Annotated in this window: 9 protein-coding genes; 8 read left to right on the forward strand and 1 reads right to left on the reverse strand. The window is 72.5% G+C overall.

Translation table 11 applies throughout. The annotated features are described in order from the left end of the window. Window positions 1-307: 307 nt before the first annotated feature. From ETD83_RS03435 to ETD83_RS03470, 8 genes are all read left to right on the forward strand, one after another. Window positions 308-1,144 carry a thioesterase II family protein gene (locus tag ETD83_RS03435; protein ID WP_138643562.1) on the forward strand — a complete coding sequence of 279 codons (837 nt, stop codon included), beginning with the start codon at window positions 308-310 and terminating at the stop codon, window positions 1,142-1,144. 106 nt (window positions 1,145-1,250) lie between these two features. After that, a complete protein-coding gene (locus ETD83_RS03440) occupies window positions 1,251-2,261 on the forward strand; it encodes an ATP-binding cassette domain-containing protein (protein WP_138643563.1) in 1,011 nt (336 codons plus the stop codon). Continuing rightward, the gene (locus ETD83_RS03445; protein WP_138643564.1) at window positions 2,258-3,112 is read left to right on the forward strand and encodes an ABC transporter permease; all 855 of its coding nucleotides are present in this window, start codon (window positions 2,258-2,260) and stop codon (window positions 3,110-3,112) included. Before ETD83_RS03440 ends, ETD83_RS03445 begins: the two co-directional genes overlap by 4 nt. A 257-nt stretch (window positions 3,113-3,369) precedes the next feature. Continuing rightward, the gene (locus ETD83_RS03450) at window positions 3,370-11,112 is read left to right on the forward strand and encodes a SpvB/TcaC N-terminal domain-containing protein (RefSeq protein WP_268920406.1); all 7,743 of its coding nucleotides are present in this window, start codon (window positions 3,370-3,372) and stop codon (window positions 11,110-11,112) included. Between the two features lie 28 nt (window positions 11,113-11,140). After that, entirely contained in the window at window positions 11,141-17,701 is a 6,561-nt protein-coding gene (locus ETD83_RS03455) for a neuraminidase-like domain-containing protein (RefSeq protein WP_138643566.1), read from the forward strand. Further along, window positions 17,694-20,912 carry a Tc toxin subunit A-related protein gene (locus tag ETD83_RS03460; RefSeq protein WP_138643567.1) on the forward strand — a complete coding sequence of 1,073 codons (3,219 nt, stop codon included), beginning with the start codon at window positions 17,694-17,696 and terminating at the stop codon, window positions 20,910-20,912. Before ETD83_RS03455 ends, ETD83_RS03460 begins: the two co-directional genes overlap by 8 nt. Window positions 20,913-20,984: 72 nt before the next feature. Then, on the forward strand, window positions 20,985-23,138 hold the full coding sequence (locus ETD83_RS03465) for a hypothetical protein (protein WP_138643568.1): 2,154 nt from the start codon (window positions 20,985-20,987) through the stop codon (window positions 23,136-23,138). After that, a complete protein-coding gene (locus tag ETD83_RS03470; RefSeq protein WP_138643569.1) occupies window positions 23,138-25,330 on the forward strand; it encodes a hypothetical protein in 2,193 nt (730 codons plus the stop codon). The genes ETD83_RS03465 and ETD83_RS03470 overlap by 1 nt, the downstream gene beginning before the upstream one ends. Before the next feature lie 36 nt (window positions 25,331-25,366). Here ETD83_RS03470 and ETD83_RS03475 read toward each other — a convergent pair whose 3' ends face one another. Next, window positions 25,367-26,668 (reverse strand): aspartyl protease family protein, encoded by a 1,302-nt coding sequence (locus ETD83_RS03475; protein ID WP_138643570.1) that lies wholly within the window; start codon window positions 26,666-26,668, stop codon window positions 25,367-25,369. Between the last annotated feature and the right edge of the window lie 23 nt (window positions 26,669-26,691).

A 26,691-nucleotide genomic window follows, 5' to 3' on the forward strand; every position in this document is an offset into this window, starting at 1 on the left:
CCAGGCCGGCCGCCGCGGCCCGCCCGGCTGTCCCGCCGACGGGACAGCGCCGCCCGGTCGGCCGGGAAAACTCCCGGAGGTGCTTTCCGGTGCGCTCTCCGCACCGATGAAGGTATATTCTGCCGCAGCCGGATTCGAATCCTGAAATGCTCTTCCTGGATATTCGACCGGCGCCCAGGTGTGCCTCCGGCCGGCTCCCGGCGGAGAAAAGCGGAGCATCGGCCCGCGCGCAATTCTTCGGCAGGCACCCAGCAGTCCCGGCATCCCGAATGGTGGCCCGCCGGGCATCGCAGGACAGGAGCAATCGATGAACAGCACGCCCCGCCGCGACTCCGTGCAAGGCAACTGGATACGCCAGTACCACGAGTCGCGGGGCGAAGGCCCGACCGTGGTCTGCTTCCCGCACGCCGGGGGCTCCGCGTCGGCGTACTTCGCCCTGTCCGCGGCCCTGTCCGCCACGGCCCAGGCGCTGATCGTCCAGTATCCGGGCAGGCAGGACCGCCTGGCAGAGCCTGCCCTGGAGGATCTCCGGGAGATGGCGGACCAGGCCGCCGAGGCCCTGGTCCCCTGGCAGGACAGGCCACTGGTCCTGTTCGGGCACAGCATGGGATCCGTCCTGGCCTACGAGGTCGCGCTGCGGATGGAGCGGTGGCATGACCGCGGACCGGTGGGCCTGATCGTCTCGGGCCGCGCCGCTCCGTCCGTCCCGGAGGACTGGGGCATCCACCTGATGGACGACGAGGGCATCACCGAGAAGCTGGCGGAACTCGCGGGAACGCCCCCCGCCCTGCTCGCCGACAAGGAGTTCCTGGACACGATCATCCCGCCCATGCGCGCCGACTTCACGGCACTGGAGACCTACCGGGACCTCCCGGGGAGCAAGGTCGCGTGCCCGATCAGCGCCTACTGCGGAGACCAGGACACCGACGTGCCGCGCGACGGGTTCCTCAAGTGGAGCGAGCACACGACGGCGGGGTTCACCGCCGGCTACTTCGACGGCGGCCACTTCTACTTCCAGTCCCGGGAGCCGGAGGTGGCCCGGGTCATCTCGCGGGACGTGGCGGCCTTCGCCTCGCGAGGCGTCCGGCGGTCGTCCGCGCACGAGGACGCGCGGTCCGGCGGGGGTAGCACGTTCGTGCCTTGACGCGATGTATCGCGTCTCCTTACGCTCATCGTGCCGCCTGCTCCCTACCCCGCATCTGACCCTTGTTGAGAACGGCCGTAAACCATTCGAAGCTGGGAGATCTCCTATGCCAGTGGCCATCCACGCCGAAGGCCTGGTGAAACACTTCGGCGACGTCCGGGCCGTGGACGGCGTCGGCCTTGACGTTCCCAGAGGCTCGGTGCTCGGACTGCTCGGCCCCAACGGCGCCGGCAAGACCACGATCGTCCGGATGCTGACCACCCTCCTCAGGCCCGACGCCGGGCGCGCGGAGGTGGCCGGTTTCGACGTGCTGAAGGACCCGGACGGCGTGCGCCGCTCCATCGGCCTGTCCGGGCAGTTCGCCGCGGTCGACGACTATCTGACGGGGCGCGAGAACCTCCAGATGGTCGGCCAGCTCTATCAGCTGAGCGCGCGCGACGCGAAGGCCCGCGCGAAGGAGCTCCTGGAGCGGTTCGACCTCGCGAAGGCCGCCGACCGCACCGCCAAGACGTACTCCGGCGGCATGCGCCGGCGGCTGGACCTCGCCGCGACCCTGGTCATCCGGCCGCCGGTCATGGTCATGGACGAGCCGACCACGGGCCTGGACCCGCGCAACCGGCTGGCGCTGTGGGGCGTCATCCAGGACCTGGTCAAGAGCGGTACCACGCTGCTGCTGACCACCCAGTACCTGGAGGAGGCCGACCACCTCGCGCACGAGATCTGCGTCATCGACCACGGCCGGGTGATCGCCCGCGGCACCTCCGACCATCTCAAGTCGCAGATCGGCCGCGAGCGCGTCGAGGTGGTCGTGCACCGGCGGGACGACATCGCCGGCGCCCGCGAGGTGCTCACGGCCCGCGCCAGGGGCGAGGTCACGATCGACGACCACATGCGCAGGCTCACCGTGCCGGTCACGGGCGGCGCCCGGCTGCTCGCCGACGTCATCCGCGACCTGGACGAGCGAGGCATCGAGATCGACGACATCGGGCTGCGCCGCCCGACCCTGGACGACGTGTTCATCTCGCTCACCGGCCGCGCCGCCGAGGCCGATGAGCCCGGGGACGCCGCGGAGAACGATCAGACCGAGGACCAGCCCGTGAAGGAGACCGTGAAGTGACCGCTCCCACCGTCCCGTCCGCCTCGGCGCCCGCGGCGCTGCGCACGACCGGCGTCGGGCGATCCGTCCGCGACTCGCTGGTCATCACCAAGTGCAACCTGATCCGGGTCACCAGGGTCCCGGGGATGATCATCTTCATGCTGGTCCAGCCGGTCCTGTTCGTGGTGATGTTCTCCTACGTGTTCGGCGGCTCCATGCAGATCGGCGGCACCACGGACTCCTCGGTCTACCGCGAGTTCCTGATGGTCGGCATCTTCGCCCAGACCGTCATCTTCGCGACCGTGGCCACCAGCGCGGGCATCGCCGACGACATGCGCAAGGGCCTCGTCGACCGGTTCCGGGCGCTGCCCATGGCCCGCGGCGCGGTCCTCACCGGCCGGACGCTCGCCGACCTGGTGCAGATGATGGTCACCATGGTCGTCCTGGCGACCGTGGGGTCGCTCGTCGGCTGGCGCATCCACGAGGGCGCGCTCAAGGCGGCGGCGGCGTTCGGCCTCCTGCTCCTGCTGGGATACGCCTTCACCTGGGTCGGCGCGCTGACCGGCATGCTGGTCGGCAGCCCGGAGGCCGCCTCCTCCGGCGGGATGATGTGGATCATCCCGGTGACGTTCATCTCCAACGCCTTCGTCGACCCCGGCCAGATGACGCCCTGGCTGCGGCACGTGGCCGACTGGAATCCGTTCAGCGCCACCGTGCAGGCCTGCCGGGAACTGTTCGGCAACCCCGGGGTGCGGACATCGGACGTCTGGCCGATGGAACACGCGGTGGAGGCCTCGCTGCTCTACTCGATCGTCATCATCGCGATCTGCCGCACCCTCGCCGTGCGCAAGTACCGCAACGCCACTTCCTGACCCCCCGTCCCTCCGTGGCCACATGCTGTCATATCTGGTCGGCGGCTTTACGGCGCAGATGTGAGTGCTCATAGTGAGAGCACGGCAAACGGGGGACGGGGGAGATCATAAAGCCACACCTGCCGCCTTTGCCTAAAGGCCGGGCCGACGGTCCGGCCCGTGCCGAAGAGGCTGCGCAGCACTCGGCCGTGAGATCGCCGTCCATTTCGCTGCCCAAGGGCGGGGGTGCCATTCGGGGGATCGGCGAGAAATTCGCCGTGAATCCCGTTACCGGGACCGGGGTGTCCACTGTTCCCATCGCCACCAGCCCGGGGCGTTCCGGGTTCGGGCCGCACCTCGCCCTCTCCTACGACTCCGGCACCGGAAACGGCCCGTTCGGCTTCGGCTGGTCGCTCGGCCTGCCGCGGATCTCCCGCAAGACGGACAAGGGGCTGCCGCAGTACCGCGACGCCGAGGAGGCGGACGTCTTCGTCCTCTCCGGCGCCGACGACCTCGTCCCGGTGCTCCACTCGGACGGTGGCCGCTTCGCGGACGTGACCACCGTGCCCGGGCACATCATTCATCGATACAGCCCGCGCGTCGAAGGGCTTTTCGCCCGTATCGAGCGCTGGACCCGTAGCGGCGACGGCGACGTCCATTGGCGCACCATCTCCAAGGACAACGTCCTCAGCGTCTACGGAATGGACCAGCGGTCCCGCATCGCAGACCCGGCCGATCCGCGCCGGATCTTCGCCTGGCTGCTCTGTGAGACCCGCGACGACAAGGGCAACGGCGTCGTCTACGAGTACAAGCAGGACGACGGCGTCGGCGTGGACGTGAGGCGTGGGCACGAGAGCAACCGCGGCGGCCCCGACGATCCGCGCCGAAAGACCAACCGCTATATCAAGCGCATCCGCTACGGCAACCGGACGTCACTTCTCGACGATGCCGGCCGCCGGCCGCACGTGCTCGCCCACGACCAAATCGCGAACGCCGGATGGATGTTCGAGGTGGTGTTCGACTACGGCGAGCACGACACGGCCGCCCCGAAGCCCGGCGACGGCGGGCCATGGCACCACCGCGAAGACGCCTTCTCTTCCTACCGCGCCGGGTTCGAGGTGCGCACCAGCCGCCTCTGTCAGCGCGTGCTGATGTTCCACCATTTCGAGCACGAGGACGGCGTCGGCGACGACTGCCTCGTACGCTCCACCGATTTCTCCTTCTCCGGCGAGCGCAATCCCGCGAACAAGGGCGAGCCCGCGTACGCCTTTCTCCGAGCCGTCACCCAGACCGGCTATCGACGAAAGGGCGACGGGTACAGCCGCCGCAGCATGCCGCCGGTCGAGTACGAATACACCCGGCCCGTCGTGCAGCACGCGGTGCACGACGTCGACGCCTCCGACCTGGAGAATCTGCCGGTCGGGCTGGACGGCTCGCGCTACCAATGGACCGATCTGCACGGCGAAGGCATTCCGGGCGTTTTCAGCGAGCAGGACGGCGCCTGGTTCTTCAAGGGCAACCTCAGCCCGATCAGCGCCCGGCAGGTCGAGCTCGCGCCGATGGAACGTGCCGCGAGCAGGCCCAGTGTCGCCCTGGCCGGCGGGCAGGCGCAGTTCATGGATCTGGCCGGTGACGGCCGCCCCGACGTCGTGATGACAGACGGCCCCATTCCCGGCTGGTACGAACACGACGGCGATCGAGGATGGGAGCCTTTCCGGCCATTCGAGTCCCGCCTGAATCGCGATACGCGCGATCCCAACCTGAGGTTCGTCGACCTGACCGGCGACGGCCTCGCCGATGTGCTGATCACCGAGGACGACGCCTTCGTCTGGCACGACTCCCTGGGCGAGCGGGGCCACGGCCCGGCCCGCCGGATTCGTCGAGCGCTCGACGAGGAGACGGGCCCGCGCCTGGTCTTCGCCGATGCCGCCCAGTCCATCCACCTGGGCGACATGTCCGGCGACGGGCTGACCGACCTGGTGCGCATTCGCGATGGCGAGGTCTGCTACTGGCCGAACCTCGGCTACGGCCGCTTCGGCGCCAAGGTCACCATGGACGACGCGCCCCGTTTCGACCGTCCAGACCAGTTCGACCACGCCCGTGTCAGGCTGGCCGACATCGACGGCAGCGGCACCACCGACATCGTCTATCTGGGCGGTGACGGCGTCCGGCTCTATTTCAACCGATGCGGGAACAGCTGGAGCGAGCCGCACACTTTGGCCGCGTTCCCGCAGGTGGAAAACCTCAGCTCGGTCACGCTCGCCGACCTCCTCGGCAACGGCACCGTCTGCCTGGTTTGGTCGTCGCGCCTGCCCGGCGATGCGCGGCGGCACATGCGCTATGTCAGTCTCATGGGCGAGCAGAAACCGCATCTGCTCGTCAGGACGGTCAACAACCTCGGCGCGGAGACGCGGGTCGGCTACGCCTCGTCCGTCAAGTTCTCCCTGCAGGACAAGCGCGCGGGAAACCCGTGGATCACCAGGCTTCCGTTTCCGGTGCACGTGGTCGAACGGATCGAGACCATCGACGCCGTCAGCGGCAATCGCTTCGTCACCCGGTACGCCTACCATCACGGCCATTTCGACGGGCACGAGCGCGAGTTCCGCGGCTTCGGAATGGTCGAGCAATGGGACACCGAGGAGTTCGGGTTCCGCTCCGGCACCAACGAAGACCCCGCCACGGATCTGCCGCCGGTGCTCACCCGCACCTGGTTCCACACCGGCGCCCACGTCGACGCCGACCGGATCAGCGGCCATTTCGCCGCCGGGTACTACCGGGAGGGCGCCCCCGCCCCCGATCTCCCCGGCCCGGGCGCTTCGGGGCAGAATGCCATGCCCCTCGCAGATGCCATGCTCCTCAAAGACACCATGCTCCTCAAAGACACCGTGTTGCCCACGACCGTGCTCAGGCCGGACGGGTCCAGACCGCCGTGGAAACTGAGCGCGGAGGAGCGGCGAGAAGCCTGCCGGGCGTTGCGCGGCTCAGTGTTGCGAGAAGAGATCTACGCCCTCGATGGCACCGAGGCGGCTCGCCGTCCGTACCGGGTCGCCGAGCGCAACTACACCCTGGAGCTGCTGCAACCGCGCGTCCCCAGCAACCGGCACGCCGTTTTCTTCACCCACCCCAGGGAAAGCGTCGAGTTCCACTACGAGCGAGCCCTGTACGGGCCGGACGGCGACCGTTTCGCCGACCCCCGGGTCAGTCATGCCGTGACGCTGGACGTGGACGTCTTCGGAAACGTCCGGCGCGCCGCCTCGATCGCCTATGGCAGGCGGGCCCCTGACCCGCACCGAGTCCTCACCGACGCCGACCACGCGAAACAGCGGAAACCCCTGCTCACCTGCACGGAGACTGACTACACCAGCCCGGTGGACGAGCCGGGCGCACACCACGTCCCGCTGTCGAGCGCGACCCGGACGTACGAGTTGCTCCAAGTGACGCCGACTGCACCGGCCACCGACGGGACCGGCCGCAGGGTCACCCCACTGTTCACCTTCGACGAACTGCGGACCCGCCTGGACGAGGCCGCCGCGCCCGGCAGGGAACTGCCGTACGAGGACGTCGACCACACCGGCATCACGACCCCCGGCCCGCACCGGCGGCTGATCGAACACGTCCGCACCCGTTTCCGCTCGGACGATCTCACCGGCCTGCTGCCTCCCGGCGAGCTGCAGCCACGCGCGCTGCCCGGCGAGACGTACCGCCTCGCCTACACTCCCGGCCTGCTCACCAGCGTGTACCGCCGAGCCGGGCAGGACCTGCTGCCCGCCGATCCCACCGCCCTGCTCAACGGTGAAGGGGGATACGTCAGGCTCGACGGCGACCCGGGCTGGTGGATCCCGTCAGGCCGCGTCTACCTCCACCCGGACGGCCCGGCCTCACCCGGGCAGGAGAGGCCGTTCGCCGCACAGGAGCTGGCCTTCGCCCGCGAACACTTCTTCCTCCCGCACCGCTTCGCCGACGCCTTCGGCGAGGCCACCGTGGTGGGCTACGACGCCCACCACCTCCAGCTCGCCCACACCCGCGACCCGGCGGGCAACACCGTCCGCTCGGTGCACGACTACCGGGTCCTCGCGGCGCGGCAGGTCACCGACCCGAACGGCAACCGCGGCGAGGCCGCGTTCGACTGCCTGGGGCTCGTCGTCGCGACCGCCGTCAGGGGAAAGGCCACGCAGGATCTGGGCGACTCCCTGGCCGCGTTCGCCGCCGATCACGAGTTCGCCGACCCCGATCTGCCGGCGCTGCAGGCGTTCGCGGCCGACCCGCACGGCCGCTCCGCGGCGCTGCTCGGCTCGGCCACCAGCCGGGTGGTCTACGACCTGCACCGTTTCGCGCGCTGCGGGCAGCCGCCGTTCGCCGCGGCGCTGACCCGCGAGGTCCACGCCGGGGAACCCGCCCCCGCGGGCGGGTCGCGCGTCCAGGTCGTGGTCGGCTATTCCGACGGTTTCGGACGGCAGGTGCAGACCAAGGTCCCCGCCGAGCCTGGCGCGGCGCCGGTCCGTGACGCGGACCTCCCGGTGGAGGCGGGCGATCCGCCGCGGCCCACCGGTGACATCCGGCCGGGCCCGCTGCGGGACGGCGGCCTCCCGGTCCCGGTCGCCCGCAGGTGGGTGGGCCAGGGCCGCACGGTCTACGACAACAAGGGAAACCCGGTCCGCCAGTACGAACCGTTCTTCTCCTCCACCCATCTGTGCGAGGAGGAACCGGAGCTGACCGACGCGGGCATCTCGCCGGTGCTCTGCTACGACCCGGTGGGACGTGTCGTCGTCACACTGCGGCCCGAGGACACCTACGAGAAGGTCGTCTTCGACCCGTGGCGGCAGGCCAACTGGGATCCCAACGACACCGTCCTGCTCGATCCGCGGACCGACCCGGACGTCGCCGGGATCGTCCGCGGTCTTTTCGCAGACCGTCCCGCCACCTGGCGGACGTGGTTCGAACGGCGGATCGGCGGAACGCACGGGACGACGCCCGCCGACCAGGCGGCCGCGCAGAACGCCGCGAGGAGAGCCGCCGAGCACGCGGCGACGCCCGGGCTCACCTTCTCCGACAGCCTCGGACGGACGTTCCTGACCGTGGCGGACAACGGGCCGGGCGGCGACCTCCCCACCCGCACGGACCTCGACATCGAAGGCAACCGGCGTGCGGTCACCGACGCCCGCGGCATCACGGTGGCGCGCAGCGCCTTCGACATGGCGGGAAACACCGTGCACACCCGCAGCCCCGACGCGGGCGAGCGGTGGACGCTCCTCGACGTGACCGGCAACCCGATCCGGTCCTGGGATGGCCGCGGCCTCCAGCGGCGCACGAGCTACGACGTGCTGCGCCGGCCCCTGGCCGTCTTCGTCGCCGGTACGGAGGGCGAGCGCTGCGTCCAGCGGACCGTCTACGGCGAGGCGGCCGGTGAGGGAGCGAACCACCGGGGTCGTGTACACAAGGTCTTCGACGGCTCGGGCGTCCTGGTCAGCGAGGCGTACGACTTCAAGGGCAATCTGCTGCGCGGCACCCGCAGGCTGCTGTCCGACCATCGGTCCGAGGTCGACTGGCCTGAGGAGCCCGATCCCGCCATCGACGCGCTCCTGGAAGCGGAGGCGTTCACCGGCGCCGCCGTCTACGACGCGCTCAACCGTCCCGTCCAGGAGGTGGCGCCGCATTCGGACCGGCAGGGAACGACCGTCAGCGTCACCCGGCCCGGCTACAACGAGGCAGGGCTGCTCGAACGGCTGGACGCCTGGCTCGACCAGGCGGACGAGCCGCCCGCGCCGCTCGACCCGGGCGGCGCGACCCAGCGCGTCGTCGGCGCCGTTGACTACAACGCGCGAGGCCAGCGCGTCCTCGTCGAATACGGCAACGGCGTCCAGACCGCCTACGACTACGACCCGCTCACGTTCCGCCTGCGGCGTCTCACCACGCGGCGCGGCGGTGACGTTTTGCAGGACCTCACGTACGACCACGACCCGGTCGGGAACATCACCGGCGTCCGCGACGGCGCCAACGACCTGGTCTTCCATGACCGGCAGGTGGTCGCCCCGGGCGGTGAGTACCGCTACGACGCCCTCTACCGCCTCGTCGCGGCTCGCGGCCGGGAACACCGCGGCGGAGACGCGCAGGTGGGCCACGATCCCGGCCCGTGGACGGTGCGGACCTTGCCCAACGACGGCCAGGCTCTGCGCAACTACATAGAGACGTACACCTACGACGGCGTCGGCAACATCCTCGGGATGCGCCACCACGAGGGCCCGAATCTCGACTCGCCCGGCCCGGCCGTCTGGCACCGCCGCTACCAGTACGCCGTCGACGGCAACCGCCTGATGGCCACCAGCCTGCCCGGCGATCCGAAAGACCTGCCCGACTATGTGACCGCGCCCGGATACAGCGCCAGGTACCAGCACGACGCCAATGGCAACATGACCGCGCTGCCTCATCCGGCGTCCCTGGAATGGGACGACGACGACCGGCTCCGAGGCGTCGACCTCGGCGGCGGGGCCCGGGCCTTCTACGCCTATGACGCCGCCGGGCAGCGCGTGCGCAAAGTACGCGAGAAGGCACCCGGGCTGATCGAAGAACGGATCTACCTGGGCGGCTGCGAAATATTCCGGGTCAGGACGGCCGGTGCCCTCACATTGGAACGCCAGACGCTCCATTTGATGGACGACGCGTCGCGCGTAGCGACGATCGAAAGCCGCACGCACCTCGTCGGCCCGGACCCGTCCCCGGCGCGGCTCGTCCGCTTCCAGCTCGGTGACCACCTCGGCTCGGTCGTCCTGGAACTCGACGCCGACGCCCGGATCGTCTCCTACGAGGAGTACCACCCGTACGGCACGATCGCCTATTCCGCCTGCCGCAGCGAAACCGAAACGCCCAGGCGTTTCCGCTACACCGGCAAAGAACGCGACGAGGAAAGCGGCCTCTACCGCTTCGGCGCCCGCTACTACGCGCCGTGGATCGGCCGCTGGTGTTCTCCGGACCCCGGCGGGCTCATCGATGGGGTGAACCTTTTCCAGTACGCGCAGGGCAACCCGGTGCTGCTGGCGGACCCCACGGGATTCGCGGCCGAACCGGGACAGGGCGTTCGCGTGGGCGAGATCCTGCCGACGGAATTCCTCCTCCGGCTCAAGGTGACCGCCACGGAGAAGACGTCCGGGGTGACCCCGAAGATACGGGAGAAAATCCAGTCGTTCTATCACACGGCAACGGGAAGACCCGCGAAAGAGGCGCATGCCGCCCATGAATTCGGAAGCGAGTTCGCGACCACACCACCCGGGCAGGCGGCATATGTACGACCGCAGAAGGCGGCCGACAACCTCAAGGGGTCCGGCTCGATCAGGAGCATGGTCGGCAAGATCCGGGACAAGCTCGTCGAAGGCATCAAGAACAAGGGCTACGCCCGTACGACGAAGGGCCATCACCCCGGTTCCGCGGTTCGTCCGGCGACGTCTCGGCAGCACATTCCGGCCGGGTCGCGACGGGTCGGCACCCCGTTTCCGAGCGCGCGGACGCCGATCCTCGGCCGGGCCGGCATGCGGGGCGCCGCGGAGCTGGGCCTCGTCAAGGGGCTGGGCAGGGGAGGTCTGACCGTTGTCGGCGGGCTCCTCGCGATCAAGGAGCTGAAGGCGGACCTGAAGGCGCGCGACTACGGGCGCGCGGTGGCGAGCGGCGCCGGCGTCGCGGCGGCGGCCACGGACATCGCGGCGGGCGGCGCGGGTCTCGTGACGGGCGTCACCTCCGGCGGTGTCGGCTTCGGTGCCGGTGTGGGAGGCATGGGAGTCGCCGAAGGAGTGGCGGCCGCTCCGCATGTCGTCGGCGCTTTCGCGCTCGGGGCGGCGGCCGGGGTCGCCATTCAGGAAGGGAGCGCCGCCCTTTCGAAGAAATACCTGGGAACGGAGATATCCCCGGGCCGGATCATGGGCGACGCGCTGAGCGCGCAGGACAAGCTCGTCTCCAGGATCTGGGCCGATCCCAGCAAGCCGGCACACACCCAGACCCTCGGCTGGAAACTCGCCGGATGGCTCACGGACTAGTGGAGACGAAATTGAGGCGGTGGGTTTCGTGACGGCGTCCGATTCGGCGGGGACGAGTTTCCACATCGGCGGGACGGTGCGCGACGACGCGGGGTCTCCCGTCACCGCGGGCGTCGCCGTGGAGGTCGTCGACCTGCGGCTGGGCGGCGAGCACCCGATCGGCACGGCCGAGGTCCGGCCGGACGGCGGGTTTGCGCTGGCCTACGATCCGGAGCCGGTCCGGTCGGGCCCCGGGGCGAGCCTGGACCTCGTCGTGCGGGTCGTCCGGAGGCCCGCCGACGGCGCCGGACGGCGCGGAGCCGCGGCGGAGGGAGGGGTGCTCGCCCGTTCCGCGCCGCGCTTCGACGCGGGCCCGCGCGAGCTGGTCGACGTCGAGGTCCCGGCGGACGCGGTGCCCGTCCTCGACGAGCACAGCCGCCTGGTCGCCGACATCGCGCGCGGGCTGGCCGACGCGGGCGGGAACGGCGCGGGCGGAGACGGCATCGGCCTGGCCGGGTTCGTGGAGAACACCGAACGCCGGGACGTGACGTTCGCCGCCGCCAAGAGCGGATGGGACGCCCGCGCCGTCGCGATGGCCTCGCTCGCCGACCGGGAGGCCGCGAGCACCGGCATCCCCGCGCCGCTGCACTACGCCCTCTACCGGGCCGGGCTGCCCGCGGGCCCGCGGTTGTGGGCGCTCGCGCCGGCCGAGGTGATCGAGACCGTCTGGTCGCGCGCCGCCGAGCAGGGGATCATCGCGCCGGAGCTGGCGGCGGAGGTCCCGGCGAGCCTCGACGCGGTCCGCGGTCTCGCCGGCCGGGCCGTCCTCGACCTGCCGGGCGGGGCCGGCGACGGCCGCCTGGACGACCTGCTGCGCCCGGCCCTGCCCGACGAGGCCGACCGGCACCGCTTCGCCCAGATCTACCGCGAGCACCGCGGCGCGCCCGAGGCCCTGTGGTCGCGGGTGCGCGAGGAGTTCCCGGACGGCGCCGACCGCCTGGAACTCGACGGCGCGCTCGCCGGCCTGACCCGCAACAACGCCCCGCTGATCGCCAGGCTCCACGACGGTCCCGCCCCGTCGCGGGTCGGCGACCTCGTGGCCGCCGGGTACCACCGGGCGGAGCGATGGCGGCAGGACCTCACCGCCGACGTGCCCGTTCCCGACGACGTCCCGGGCGAGGACGAGGACGCCCGGCGCGACGCCTACGCGCGGCTTCTGGCCGAGGAGCTGCGGCTGCGGCATCCGACCGCCGTGCTCGGCGCCGAGGTGGCCGAGGGGACGCTCCCGGTCGGCGGCCCGGAGGGGACCGGCCGCGCCGTGGCCGGTTTCCTCGCCGAACACCACGACCGGTTCGAGCTGGCCGTCCATCCCATCGACGACTTCCTCGGCGAGCGGGCGATCGAGCTGGCGCCCCCGGTACGGGACGAGGTGGCCGCCCTCCAGCGGGTCGTCGCCGTCGCCCCGACGCCGGAGGCGGTGCGCGGGCTGCGCGCGCTCGGCATCGGCTCCGCCCGCGAGGTGGCGCTGCACGGCGAGGAGGCGTTCGCCGCGCGGTTCGGGTCCGCGCTCGGCGGCGAGGACGCCGCCCGCGAGACGTTCCGGCGCAGCGACCAGGTGCACAGCGCCGCCCTCGCCACGGCCACCAGCTTCCTGGTCGGCAGGGCGGCGCCCGAGGTGTTCGCGGTACCGCGCGGCGGACCGGCCGCCCTGACCGGCCCCGGGGCCAGGGCCCTCGCCGTGGCCGAGACCGCGGGATTGGCGGCCGTGCGGAGGCTGCCGAACCTGGAGACGCTGTTCGGGCCCGGCGACACCGGCGCCTGCGAGCACTGCGAGTCGGTCCTGAGCCCGGCCGCCTACCTGGTCGACCTGCTCGAGTTCCTCGACGTCGAACCACCGGCGCCCACCGGCCGCAAGCCGCTCGACGTCCTGCTGCAGCGCCGGCCCGACCTGCAGCACATCGCGCTGAGCTGCGAGAACACCGAGGTCGAGCTGCCGTACGTCGATCTGGTGAACGAGATCCTGGAGCACGTCGTCGTGCACGCCTCGATCGACGGATACCGGGGCCACGACGTGGCGCCGGGCACCAGCACGGCCGAGTTGCTCGCGTCGCCGCAGTTCGTGGACGAGGCCGCCTACACGGCCCTGCGCGCCCTGCCATACCCGCTGCCGCTGCCGTGGGACCAGCGCCTCGCCGCCCTGCGCGCCTACCTGGCCCGTGTGGAGTCGACGCTCGCCGACGCGATGTCCGTGCTCGCCGCCGACGACGCCGGCGGCCGGTCGCGGAGCGACATCGTCCGGGAACGGGTGGGCGTCGGCCCCGCCGAACGGGACGTGCTGTGCGGGCCGGGGGTCACCCCGCAGGCGCTCTACGGCGACGACCCGGCGCGGGTGACGGAGGCGCAGCTCGTCGTAGGCGTGGGGAACGCCCGCCGGCTCGCCCGCCGTCTCGGCATCAGCCCGGCGGAGATCGTGAGCCTCGTCCGGACGCGGTTCGTCAACCCCGATGCCGCCCTGCTCGTCCCCCTCAGCGCCCTGCGCGTCGGGCTTCCCGCGATCCAGGCGCTGCGCGCCGGGACGATCACCCCGGCGCAGTTCCGGGCGATGCTGCCGCCGGGCCTGGACACCGCGCCGTTCGGCGGGGACGTCGTCGCCTGGCTCGCCGCCCGGCACGACCGGATCATGAACCTCGTCGTGCTCACCGATCCCACCGGAGCGGAGCCCCCGGCGGGCGACTCGACCGGCGGGTTCGCGTCGCTGGAGCTGCGGCGGGCGCTGCCCGACCCGGCGCGCAACCGGCTCCGGGCGGTCGACCTGCTGGCGATCGCGCGGTTCGCCCGGCTGCGCTCCCGGCTCGGCTGGAGCATCGAGCGCACGGACGACGTCGTCGCCGCGCTCTGGCCCGCCCCGATCCCGGTCACGGCGTCCGCCGCCGAGGTCCGGCGCGCCCTCGACACCGGGTTCGACACCGTCCTGATCCGGCTCGGGCACCTGCTGGAGGCCGTGGACCTGCTCGGGCTCGACGCCGGCGACGACCTGCCCTGGCTGCTCGGCTGCTTCGCGCCGCTGGGGGAGCGCGGCCCGGACGCCCCGTACCGCACGCTGTTCCTCACCTCCACGCTGCTCGGGGCGGACCCGGTGTTCGGCCCCGGCCCGGACGGCGGCCCACCGGCACGGCCGGACGCGAAGCTGCTCGACCACGCCCCGGCCCTCCAGGCCGCGTTGAAGCTCACCGCCGGCGAGTTCGCCGTCGTCGTGCGCGCGGCGGGCGCCGGCCCCGCCACTCCGCTGTCGGTCGCCTCGATCAGCCTCCTGTACCGCTACGGGTACCTGGCCCGCGTCCTGCGGGTGGGGGTGACCGAGCTGGTCAGCCTGATCGAGGCGACCGGCTGGCAGCCCTTCGCGCCGCTGGACGGGCCCGACCCCGACTTCCTGAAGCTGATCCGCCTCGTCCGGTCGATCCGCGGCTCGGGCCTCCCCGTCGGACGCCTCACGGCGCTGGCGCTCGGCACGGACACCGTCCCGGACGGGGCGGTCATGGACGTCCTCCGCCCGGTCCGCACCGCGCTCGCCGACCACCGCGCGCCGGGCGGCGGGCAGTGGAGCGAGGCGGCGCTGCGGACCGTCCTGACCTCGGTGTTCCCGCCGGATGTCGGCGACGCGTTCCTCGGCCTGCTCGCGGGGGTCTCGACCTACACGACCGCCTACCACCAGGACCAGCCGTCCCTCGCGGGCCCGGTGCTCGCGGCCGCGCCGCGCCTCTCCTACGACGCGGCCCGCTCGCTGCTGATCCATCGCGGCGTCCTGACCCCGGAGGCGGCAGCCGAGGTCACGGCCCTGCCGGGCCTCCCGGCGGGCCTGGCCGACGCCGTCGCGCGGCTGGTCAACGCCGGGCAGGCCGAGTACCTGCCGCTGCTCCGCGCCAACCCGGTCCTGGCGGAGCGCTGGCGCGTCTGGTCCGCGACGCCCGACGACCCCGCCGACCCGGGCGGCGAGGCCCGGCGCGCCGCCCTGGGGGAGGCCCTGCTGGACGCGCTGCTGCCCGCCCTGCGACGCCGCCGGCTCGGCGAGGTGCTCGGCGCCGCGACCGGCACGGACCCCGGTGACCTCGCGGCGTTCGTCCATGACGCCGCCGCCCTGCCGGGGTCGGCGGCGCCGCGATCGGTGGGCGACGACCTGGCCGCCGTGACCGCCACCGGCCTGAGCGCGCGCTTCTGGGCGGGCCCGGTGGCGGGCCCGGCCGCCGGGGCCCCGGCACGGACCGCGCTCGCCCCGCGAGCCGACTACGGTCCGGGCGCGGCCGCGCTGCGGGACGCGGCCGGAATCCCCAACGGACCGCTCAGCGGGATCTGGGCCGCGTTCGTCGATCCGCCCGTCTCGGGCGCCTACGTGCTGTCGATCGAGTCGGACGGCTCCGCGGTCACCCTCCAGGCCGACGGCCGGGCGGTCCCGCTGCGGCGCGATGGCGGGACCTGGACGGCGACGGCCCCGGTGGATCTCGTCGCCGGTCGCCCGGTGCGGCTCGAACTGACCGCCACCGAGCTGAACGCGAGGCTGAGCCTGCGGTGGCGGGCCGAGGGGGTCGCCCAGGTGGTGCTGCCCGGCGCCGCGTGCTGCCCCGCGGACGCGGTCGCCGCGTTCACCAGCGGATACCGGCGGCTGCTGGCGGCCCTCGAACTGGCGGCCGCGTTCGGGCTCTCGATCCGCGAGCTGCGCTTCTTCGCCCGCTCACCGGAGCATCGGATCGGCGGCAGCGGCTGGCTCTCGGCGGTTCCGGCCCCGGCGGGTGCCGCCGCTTCGCAGACGCTGGTGCGGGCCGTCGCCGGCCTCGCCCGGTACCGGCGGCTGTGCGAGCGCTGGGCGGTCACCGACACCGCGATCATCGACCTGCTCGACGGCTCCGCACCGGCCCCGCCGCCCGACGTGGTCGCGGCGCTCAGCGGTGTCACGCCGCCGATCGTGGCCGACGCCGCCGCCCACCTGGGGCTGGACGGCGTCGCGCTGCGCGGCGTCGACGGCCTGGGCCGGGTGGCCGACGTCCTGGACCTGGTCGGCAAGGTCGCGCTTCCGGTGAGCACGCTCGGCAGGACGATCCGCACCACGCCGTCGGCGCAGGACGTCCGCGACGTCCGGGACGGCATCCGCGCACGCCACGACGACGCCGCGTGGGCGGAGGCGGTGCGCCCCGTCCACAACGAGCTGCGCCGCGCGGCCCGCGACGCGCTGGTCGCGCGGGTCCTGCACCTGGAGAACCCCGACCCCGACCTGGACGCCGACGAGGTCACGGGCGGGTTCACCTCCCCCGACCAGCTCTACGAGAAGCTGCTCGTCGACGTGCAGATGGACCCGTGCATGACGACGTCCCGCATCGCCCAGGCGATCTCGACGGTGCAGCTGTTCGTCGCGCGGCTGCTGCTCAACCTGGAACCCGACGTCCCGCCGGAGGCGGTCGATCCGCGGCGCTGGGAGGCGATGAAGCGCTACCGGATCTGGGAGGCCAACCGCAGGGTGTTCCTCTTCCCGGAGAACTGGCTCGACCCCGATCTGCGCGACGACAAGTCGCCGTTCTTCCGGGAGCTGGAGTCCGAGCTGCTCCAGTCCGACATCACCGACCAGGCCGCCGCCACCGCGCTCGGGCATTACCTGGAGCGGCTCGACGAGGTGGCGAACCTGGAGATCGCCGGCATGCACGTCGACGAGCGCGTCGCCGCGGGCACCGGCGTCCCCGACCCGGTGGTGCACGTCATCGGACGCACGTCCGGCGCGAAGCGCGCCTACTTCCACCGGACCCTCGACGGGACCTGGCGGCCGTGGGAGCGGGTCAACGTCGACGTCCCGGACGACCCCGTGCTCCCGGTCATCTGGAAGGGCCGGTTCCTGCTGTTCTGGCTGAAGGTCTCCAAGCAGCCCGACGGCAGGCGGCCCGGCGAGTTCGCCGCGAACACCCCGAAGCAGACCCGGCTGGCGGACCTGGCCCTGCGGGACCTGACCCTCCGCCCGACGGCGTCCCTGACCGTGAGCCTGTTCTGGAGCGAGTACTACAACGGCCGGTGGCAGTCGCCGCGCACGTCCGACCCCGACCGGCCGATCGACCTGGGCGCCGAGTTCAGCGTGATCGGCGATCCGCTGACGCTGAGCCTGGCCTCGGACATCAGGGCCGACGGCACCGGCGTCCGCGACAGCCTCGGCATCATCGTGCTCAACCCCAGCCCGGGCGGGACGGGCAACTCCCATTTCCGTCTCTACACCACCCACAGCCTGCCGGTCCGCAAACAGGACGACACCATCGGCTCGCCGGGCTTCCCGGCCGACCGGCAGTTCTCCACCACGGGCCCGCTCATCGTCAGCTACAGCGACGACCCGTTCCACCAGCTCGCGGTCCTGGGCGAGGCCCAGTCGCCCTACCAGGCCATCGGCCCGATGCACCGGCTGAAGGACCCGCACCGGGCCCCGTTCTTCTTCCAGGACCGCAGGCACGTGTTCTACGTCCATCCCGACCCCACCGACCCGGTGCCGCCGCAGCCGTTCGGGCTCTTCCCCGGGCCGCTGGTCGCGCCGCCGGTGTTCCCCTCATTCGAGACGTTCGAGGTCGAGAGGCTCAGCCATGGCTGACACGAAGTCCTTCGTGTTCGAGAACCACTTCCACCCGTACGTGGGGATGCTGGTGGAACGGCTGAACCAGCAGTCGGTCGACGGGCTGCTCGACCTGGCGGTCCAGCAGGTCTCCGAGCCGTTCTTCGGCCAGATCTACAAGCCGAACGACCCGGCCGCGCCCGGCGGGGACGCGAGCTTCGAGGTCACCTCGTCCCCGAAGAACATCGACGTCGGCGAGGCCGGCCCGTACTCCGTCTACAACTGGGAGCTGTTCTTCCACGCGCCGGTGACCATCGCCGTCCACCTGAGCAAGAACCAGCGCTTCGCCGAGGCCCAGCGCTGGTTCCACCACGTCTTCGACCCGACCAACACCGACACCGGTACGCCCGTGCCCGACCGGTTCTGGAAGTTCGTGCGGTTCCGCAATCCGCGGCCGGGCGACATGCCGAGGGTGGACGAGCTGGTGGCCGTGCTGAGCCGTCCGCCGTCCGAGCTCGGCCCCGAGGAACGGATCCTGCTGGCCTCGGCGGCGCTGAGCTACGAGGCGCTGCGCCGCGAACCGTTCAGGCCGCACCGGGTGGCCCGCACCCGCGTGGTCGCCTACCAGTACTACGTGGTGATGAAGTACCTGGAGAACCTCATCGCCTGGGGCGACAGCCTGTTCCGCCTCGACACCGCCGAATCGGTCAACGAGGCGACCCAGCTGTACGTGCTGGCCGGGAACATCCTCGGCCCGCGTCCCGCGGAGGTGCCCCGGCACCGGTCCGCGCCGCGGATGAGCTACCGCCGGCTCAAGGAGGCCGGGCTCGGCGCGTTCTCGAACGCGCTGGTGGAGCTGGAGAACCAGCTTCCGTTCGCCCGGACGCCGCCGCCCGGGGCGCCCGGGGCGGGCACCGGCGGGACCGCGCTGCTCGGCATCGGGCGCAGCCTCTATTTCTGCGTTCCGCGCAACGACCGGCTGGTCGGCTACTGGGACACCGTCGCCGACCGGCTGTTCAAGATCCGCAACTGCCAGGACATCACCGGGGCCGTGCGCAGGCTCTCGCTGTTCGCGCCCGCCCTCGATCCGGGCCTGCTGTCCCGCGCCACCGCGGCGGGCGTCGACATCGCCGGAGCCGTCGCCGGGACCCGGGCGCCCGCCTCGCCGGTACGGGCCGCGCTGCTGATCCAGAAGGCGCTGGAGATCACGGCGGAGGTCAAGTCGGCCGGGGCCGCGATGCTGACCGCCATGGACAGGCGCGACGGCGAGCAGCTCGCGCGGCTGCGGCAGGGCCACGAGATCGACATGGCGCGGCTCGCCCGCGACGTCCGCTTCCTCGGCTGGAAGGAGGCCGAGGCGAACACCGAGGCGCTGCTGCGCTCGCGCGCCGTCACGTTCGCCCGCTACCGGCACTTCCAGCTGCTGCTCGGACGCCCCGAGTCCGAGGTCGACAAGCTGCGCGAGGTCGGCCTGACCCGCCTGCCCGTGACCGAGGCGAACTTCGCCGAGGTGCACCAGCGGCTCGTCGGGCGGTACGCCACCGCGATCGCGCAGGAGAGCCGCCCGGCGCCGCGCCTGGCCAGGGACGGCGACCCGCAGGTCCAGGCGGGCGCGGAGAGCCAGGGATCGCTGGACCTGATCGCCAACGAGTACGCCGAGCTGAACATCCACATGCCGGCGGCCCGCGACAAGCAGCGGGAGGCCACCGACATCGACATCATGTACGGGGTGCTCGGCATGCTGCCGAACATGGGCGTCGACATCGAGCCGTTCGGCGTCGGCGGCCACGTCGAGTTCGGCGGGCCGCTGCTGTCGGCCGTCGGGCGGACGCTCGCCTCCGCCACCCGCGGGGCCGCCGACCAGGACGTCTACGAGGGCGGCCGGGCCGCCAAGATCGCCGGCTACCAGCGCAGGGACCTCGACTTCGTCCAGCAGAGCAACCAGGCCGCGCTGGAGCTGATGCAGAACGGGCGGCAGCTCATCGCCGCGCTCGTGCACGAGCAGGTCGCGCGGCGCGACTACGACTCCGCGGGCGACCAGATCAAGCGGGCCCAGGAGGTGGACGCGTTCCTGGCCTCGAAGGACACCAACACCGAGCTGTACACGTGGCTGCGCGGCGAGGTCGCGCGCGGCTTCGCCGAGTGCTACCGGATGGCCGTCGACGTCGCGCGCGCCGCCGAGCAGGCGGTCAAGCGGGAGCTGATGCGTCCCGAGCTCGACGACACGACCTTCATCGGCTTCTCGCACTGGGACACCGGCCGCCGCGGGCTGCAGGCCGGGGAACGCCTCCACCACGACCTCGTCCGGTTGCAGCTGGCCTACCTGGAGAACAACCGGCGCGAGCTCGAACTGACCACGCATGTCTCGCTGCGCATGCTCGACCCGCTGGCCCTGCTCGAACTGCGGTCCCGCGGGACGTGCCAGTTCACCGTGCCGGAATGGCTGTACGACCTGGAAGTGCCCGGGCACTACTTCCGCCGCGTCCGCACGGTGGCGCTCAGCCTGCCCGCCGTGACCGGCCCCTACACGTCGGTCGCGGCCACGCTGTCGCTTCGGCGCAGCTCCCTCCGGCGCGACCCCGGGCTGATCGACGGCCGGTACGCGCGGCTCCCGGGCGAGGACTCGCGGTTCCTGGACTACCCCGGCGCGCTGGAGTCGGTCGTGACCAGCACCGCCGTCCGCGACGCCGGGCTGTTCGACGCGAACGCGCGCGACGACCGCTACCTGCCGTTCGAGGGCGCGGGCGCCATCAGCGAGTGGACGCTGAGCCTGCCCGCCGACCTGCGCACGTTCGACTACACGACCATCTCCGACGCCGTCCTGCACATCGGTTACACCGCCCGCGCGGGGGTGCGGGCCGACGCCGTCGCCGCCGATCTGCGCGAGCGCTTCGCGGCCGCGCAGGAAAGGACCCTCGCGCGGTCGTTCAGCCTGCGCCATGACTTCCCCACGGACTGGGCGGCGTTCGCGGCGGGCGAAGAGGATCTCCCGCTGCGGATCGAGAAGGGCTGGTTCCCGTACCTCACCCAGTCCGCCGCGATCACGCTGAACGCGGTCGAGCTGTACGGGATCGCCGGCGACGACCTCGTCCGGGGGCCGTCGCCGGTGGGCGCCGACGCGCTGCCCGCGCTCAACGCCCAACTGGCCGCGGAGGGCGCGTTCACCCTGGCCGTGCCCGCCGACGACGCCGTCGTGCGGCGCGACCGGGACGCCGACCCCTATCTCATCGTCCGCTACACGATCCGTTGACCCCGCAGCCGAGAGAGGCCCGCCCACGATGAAGGTTCCTTCGACGACGCCTCCCCGCGAACGGACGCGCTGATGGCGCGCGCCGCGTGGAGCAGGCTCGGAAGCCCGAGCGAGGTCACCGGGGCGCGGGCGTCCGGTGACGCCGCGGTCATCGCCGTCGGCACGTCCAGCGGCCATCTCTACCTGCGCAGACGCACGGAAGCCGGGTGGCGCTGGGAGCACGCGGGGACTCCGCCCGGCGCGGTGGAGGTGCTCGACGCCGCTCTGCTCGCCGTCGAGGGATCGAACGCGGTCACACCGGTCGTGGTCGGGGACGACCTCCGGGTCTGGCTGTACCGCCCGGGCCAGGCGGGGGCCGCGCCGTGGATCGCTCTCGGCGGCGTCGCACCGGACGAGGACCTGCCCTTCCTCGCCGAATGCGGCGACATCACTGTCAGCACCTCGCGTGGGGCCACGGCCCTCGTGGTCAGCAGCGCCACGGGACGGCCGTGGATACGCCCGGGCGTCGAACCCGGCGCGACCTGGTCCCGGCTCACGCCCGGCGGCGGGCTGGTCGCCGTGGAACTCGCGACGGCGCTCGTGTCCGGTGCGTCCGGGGAGGAGCCGCATTTCTTCGCCCTGGCCCAGCAGCCCGGGGGCGCCGGGTCCCGCCTCCGGGTCGCCGTCCTCGAGGACTCCGCCTGGACCTGGATCGATCTGGGCGGCCCGGCGCCAGGGGGCGCCCTGCAGACCGGCGGGCTATCTGCGACCAGCGTCCGCGACGGCGGCGGCCGGCTCCGGGCGTGCGCGGTCGTGCGGCAGATGATCACCGGGAAGGTCGGCATGGTCACCGGCTCGGGCCGGGACTGGCGGTGGGCCGATCTCGGGCGGCCGCCCGCCCAGTACGCGCCCGCGTCGGCCGTCGTCGCGGCGAAGGGGCCGGACCCCCGGCCCGGCGACGAGCCCGTCGTCATCGCCCGCGCCGGCCACCACATCTGGACGCGCACGCGCACCGGCGCCTGGACGGATCTCGGGACCACGCCGCAGGACGTCGCCGTCGTCGATCCGGCGACCGCACGCGAGGGCGTCGCGGCGGACGGGCGGCGCCGCGTGTGGGCGGCCGGCGTGTCCTGGGCGTCCGACCTGTGGACGTTCGAGTCGGACGATGCCGGCGTGCGGTGGGAGGACCACGGCTGCCCCGCCCCGGTGATCTCGGTCCCGGGCGTCTCGGTCGGCCCGAACATGATGCACGTCGTCGACGGGTACGGCGCGGTGTGGAGCTGCCAGCTGTGGCTGAACGGGCCCGACGGTTTCGTCAACCCCACCGGCACCTGGACGTACCACGGCCCGCCCGCCGCCGGCGTCACGGCCGCCGTGGGCGTCGGGGTGCTCAACATGGAGGGCAGCGAGCCCCGCCCGACCTGGGTGTTCGTGGTCGGCAGCGACGGGCGTCTCTGGGCGAGGACGGCCGTCGACGAGGAAGGGGAGGCCGCCTGGTCCTGGGTGGACCACGGCGCCCCCGCCGACGGGCCGATCAGGACCGGCGCCGCGCCGGTCGGCGTCGACTTCTTCGGAGGCCCGCCCGCCGTCCACGTGCTGGGCGACGACGGGCGCCTCTGGATGCGCCGCATCTCCGGGGGCGACTGGCGCTGGAGCGACCGCGGCGTGCCGCAGGGCCAGCTGATCTTCGCGATCGTGGGCGCCGCCGCCCCGGAGGGCGAGGCGGGGCCGCGGCCGGTCGCCGCCGTCGTCACCGGCGACGGGCACCTCTGGATCAGCGTGCCGGAGGGCGACTCCTTCCGGTGGAGCGATCTGGGCATGCCGTCCCCGGCCGAGAAGGTCGTCGCCGGGATCGGCGTCGAGACCGTGGCGGACGACTCCCCGGCGGTGGACATCGTGGTCGTCGGCTCACCGAGCGGGCAGGTGTGGAGCCACCGATGGGAGCCTGGAAAGCCTGGGCAATGGACGGCGTACGGGCGTCCGGCCGGCGCACGCGTCCGCGGCGGCGTCGGGACGGTGCGCCCTCCGAACGAGGCGGGCTGCTTCATCGCGGTCATCGGAAACGACCAGCAGGTCTGGGTGACCTGGTCCACCGAGCCCGGGACATGGACGCGCTGGGACCCGCCGCAGACCGCCGCCACGGTCATCGCGGGGAAGGCCGTCCTGCTGGGCAAGCCGTGCGCGGTGGTGCTGGACGAGGACCGGCGGGTCCACGTCGTGACCGCCGCGACCGGGGAGCGGGCCTGATGGCGCCCGTCCGGTGGACCGATCTCGGCGGGCTCGGCGAGGTCACCTGGGCCCGGGCGGCCGGCGACGCCGCGCTCATCGCCGCCGGCACCTCCAGCGGCCACCTCTACCTGCGCAGACGCGAAGGAGCCGGCTGGCGCTGGGAGCACGCCGGGCGGGCACCGGGAGCCGTCGGCGTGCTCGGCGTGGCCCTGCTCCCCGCTGCCGGGGGATCGGGCGCCGTCGCTCCGGCGGTGCTCGTCCGCGACTGCAAGGGCGACTCCCGCGCGTGGCTGCGTTCGGCCGGGGCGGGGCGCAGGCCGTGGATCCGCCTCGGCGGCCCGGACCCGGACCTGGAAAAGTTCAACATGTCCGACATCGTCTCGGCCACCACGCGGCACGGCACGGACGTCCGGCACACGCTCGTGACCACCAGCGCGGCGGGACGGCCGTGGGCACGTCATGACGCCGGCCCCGGCGCGTCCTGGCTGCGCGTCCCGACGGACGCCGACTGGATCGGCGTGGAACTCGCGATGACGCTCGCGTCCGTCGCGGCCGGGGCGGAGCCGCAGCCGCACCTGTTCGCCCTGACCATAGACCGCGAGTCCTTCGTGGATCAGGCCCTCCGGGTCGCCGTCCTCGAAGGTTCGCTCTGGACCTGGATCGACCCCGGCATCCCCCCGGACGCCGGGTTCGTCCAGTCCCTGTCGGCGGCCGGCTTCCGCGACGCCGACGGCCGCCTCCAGGCGTGCGCCGCCGTCGTCGGGGGAGACGACAACGCCATGGTGCTCACGGGCTCGGGCCGCGACTGGCGGTGGACCGACCTCGGCCAGGCGCCCGGCCCCGACCTGATCCGAACGGCCGTGGTCGTGGACCCGGGCGCGGACCCGCGACCCGGCGCCGAGCCGGTCGTCGTCGCCAGCGCCTTCTCCGATCACATCTGGACGCGCACGCTGACCGGATCCTGGACGGACCTGGGAGCCGCACCGCGCGAAGCCGCCGTCGACCCGGCCGCCGCGCTCGACCTCACCGCCGCGGCGGGGCGGCGGCGCGTGTGGACCGCCGGCGTGTCCTCGGACTCAGGCCTGTGGAGCTTCGAGTCGGACGACACCGGCGTGCGCTGGGAGGAGCACGGCCGCCCCGGTTCGCTGGCTTCGCTCGTCGGGGCCTACACCGACGCTCTCGATATTCACGACAAGCGCCGCGTCGTGGTCCATGCCATCGACGCGAACGGCGCGCTGTGGAGTTGCGATCGGTGGGGGAGCCCGGGCGCCGGCCTCTCCGACTCGCGCGGCTTCTGGACCCGCCACGGCCTGCCCCCGTCCGGTGCGGTCTGCGCCCAGGGCGCCGGTGTCTTCAACATCGACACCGGATTCGTCGCGCCGGCCTGGGTGTTCGTGGTCGACGGCGACGGGCGCCTGTGGGCGATGAGGGGCGCCCGGGGCGGCTGGGCCTGGATCGCCCACGGCGCTCCCCCCGGCAAGTCGATCGTGACGGCCGCCGCGCCGTTCCCGGCCGATCTGACGGGCGGCCAGCCGACCGTGTTCGCGCTGGCCGACGACGGGCGGATCTGGATGCACCCCGCGGGCATGGGCGGCCTGCCCTGGATCGACTGCGGCGGGCCGCAGGGGCAGCTGATCTCGAGGTTCGTGGGCGCGGCCGCCCCGATCGGCCTGGCGGGACTGCTGCCGGCGGCCGTCGTCATCACCAAGGACGGGAACCTCTGGATCGCCGACTCGGCCGAGTCGGGAGGCGGGTCGTTCAAATGGAACCTCCTCGGCACCCCCGACCCGGCCGAGACGCTCATCGCCGGGATCGGCGTCCACGTCGTGACCGCCCCGGCGGACTCCGACGCCCTGGACATCGTGGTCCTCGGCGCACCGAGCGGGCACGTGTGGCGCCTCCGCTGGGCGCGGGGACGCCCCCTGAGCTGGACGAGGCACGGACGGCCGGCCGACGCCCGCCTCCGCGGCGGCCTCGGAACCATGCCCGATCCCGCAGACCCAGCGGGCTGCCTCATAGCGGTCATCGGAAACGACCAGCAGGTCTGGGTGACCCGCTCCACCGCCCCCGGGACGTGGACGCGCTGGGACCCGCACCCCGACACGACGACGATCATCGCCGGGCAGGCCGAGACGCTGCTGAACCTGCCGTGCGCGGTCGTACTGGACGGCGAACGGCGCCTCCGCATCGCGACACCGCAAAACGGCTAGCCGCCCGGCGAACGGGACACCTATGCGGTAGGTCGGTCAGGTGGCCTTGCCGCGGACGACGTAGAGGTTCATGTCGGTGAAGTCGAGGGTGACGTTGTAGGGCTTGTGGAAGCAGTGGAAGAAGGCGGCCGGCACGTCGAACCCATGGGGGGCGAGCACGGCTTTCGGGTTCGTCTCGCAGTAGACCTCCTTGGCGACGGCGTCGCCGAGGCGGATCTCCTTCGGGTAGCAGGGGTAGGTGACGGCCGGGTGGCTCTGGGCGAACGTCTCGATCGGACGGTCGTGGTCGGTGCGGATCTGCAACTGCTCGGCGGTTTCGCCGAACACGACCGCGGCGCTCTCGCCGCCCCGTCCACCGAAGTTCACACCCACCACACGTGAGCCGGAGCCCGCGATGCTGCCTCTGCTGTGCACATACTGCTCACGGGCCAGCCAGAGCGGGAGGGGCTTGACGCCCGCCCGTGCGGCGGCGGCGCGCGCATTCCTGGCCGATTCGGGGGTCCGGCGGCGCAGGATCAGCGACCGGCCCGCGTAGTCGAAGGTGGTCAGCAAGTGGTAGAAGACCCACGTGCCGATCATGCCGTCGCTCTCGGTGTCGACATCCTCGCCCGACTCCGTCGACCACCAGCCCACGGGGACGTTGCGCAGTTCGATACCGCCCAGCTTGAACGAGTCCAGCACCCCGTAGTGCGCCCATACGGCGCCGTCCTCGAAATCGATCTTCTGGCTGGCGACGGGGCTCAGCCCGGCCTCCTTGGCCATCGTCGCGGTCACGCCCAGGTTCGGGGCGCCGGTGTAGAACGCGAAGCGCTTCGGCGGTCCGCCGTTGACCGACGCCTCCACCAGCGGCATCGGGTCCATCTGCTGGAACGGCACCCGCCCGACGTCGCCGTGGATCTGGTACGCCTCGCCGCGGACCGCCGCGAACCACTTGGCGTAGGCGTCCTCGCCGATCGCCTGCCAGTGTGGTGCGGACAGAGAGAATTTGTCCTGCCGTATATAGCAGTCAGCCAGGTAGTAGTTGGTGTCCCTGTCGCCGGGTGCCAACTGAAGGGCCATCTTGAGGTATTTCTCAGCGTCGGGGAACCGGTTGGCCAGGAGCCCGACATAACCGCGCCGGCGGGCCGCGTGCAGGTTAGTGGGGTCCTTTTTCAGGATCTCCTCGTACGCGCGGCCGGCCTTCTCGAAATTCCCGGCCTTGAACAACGCGTCCGCGTCACCGCCGTCGGCCCGTGCCGTGGCCGCCTGGCCCAGCAGCGGTGTGGTCGCGGCGGCACCGGCCACCACGACGGCGCCCCGCAACAGCGAACGCCGGTCCCATTCTCCGTCACCAGCCACGCACTTCTCCTTTTCGTGATCAC

The organism is Actinomadura soli (assembly GCF_005889715.1).
In the GTDB taxonomy this organism is placed as follows: Bacteria; Actinomycetota; Actinomycetes; order Streptosporangiales; family Streptosporangiaceae; genus Spirillospora; species Spirillospora soli.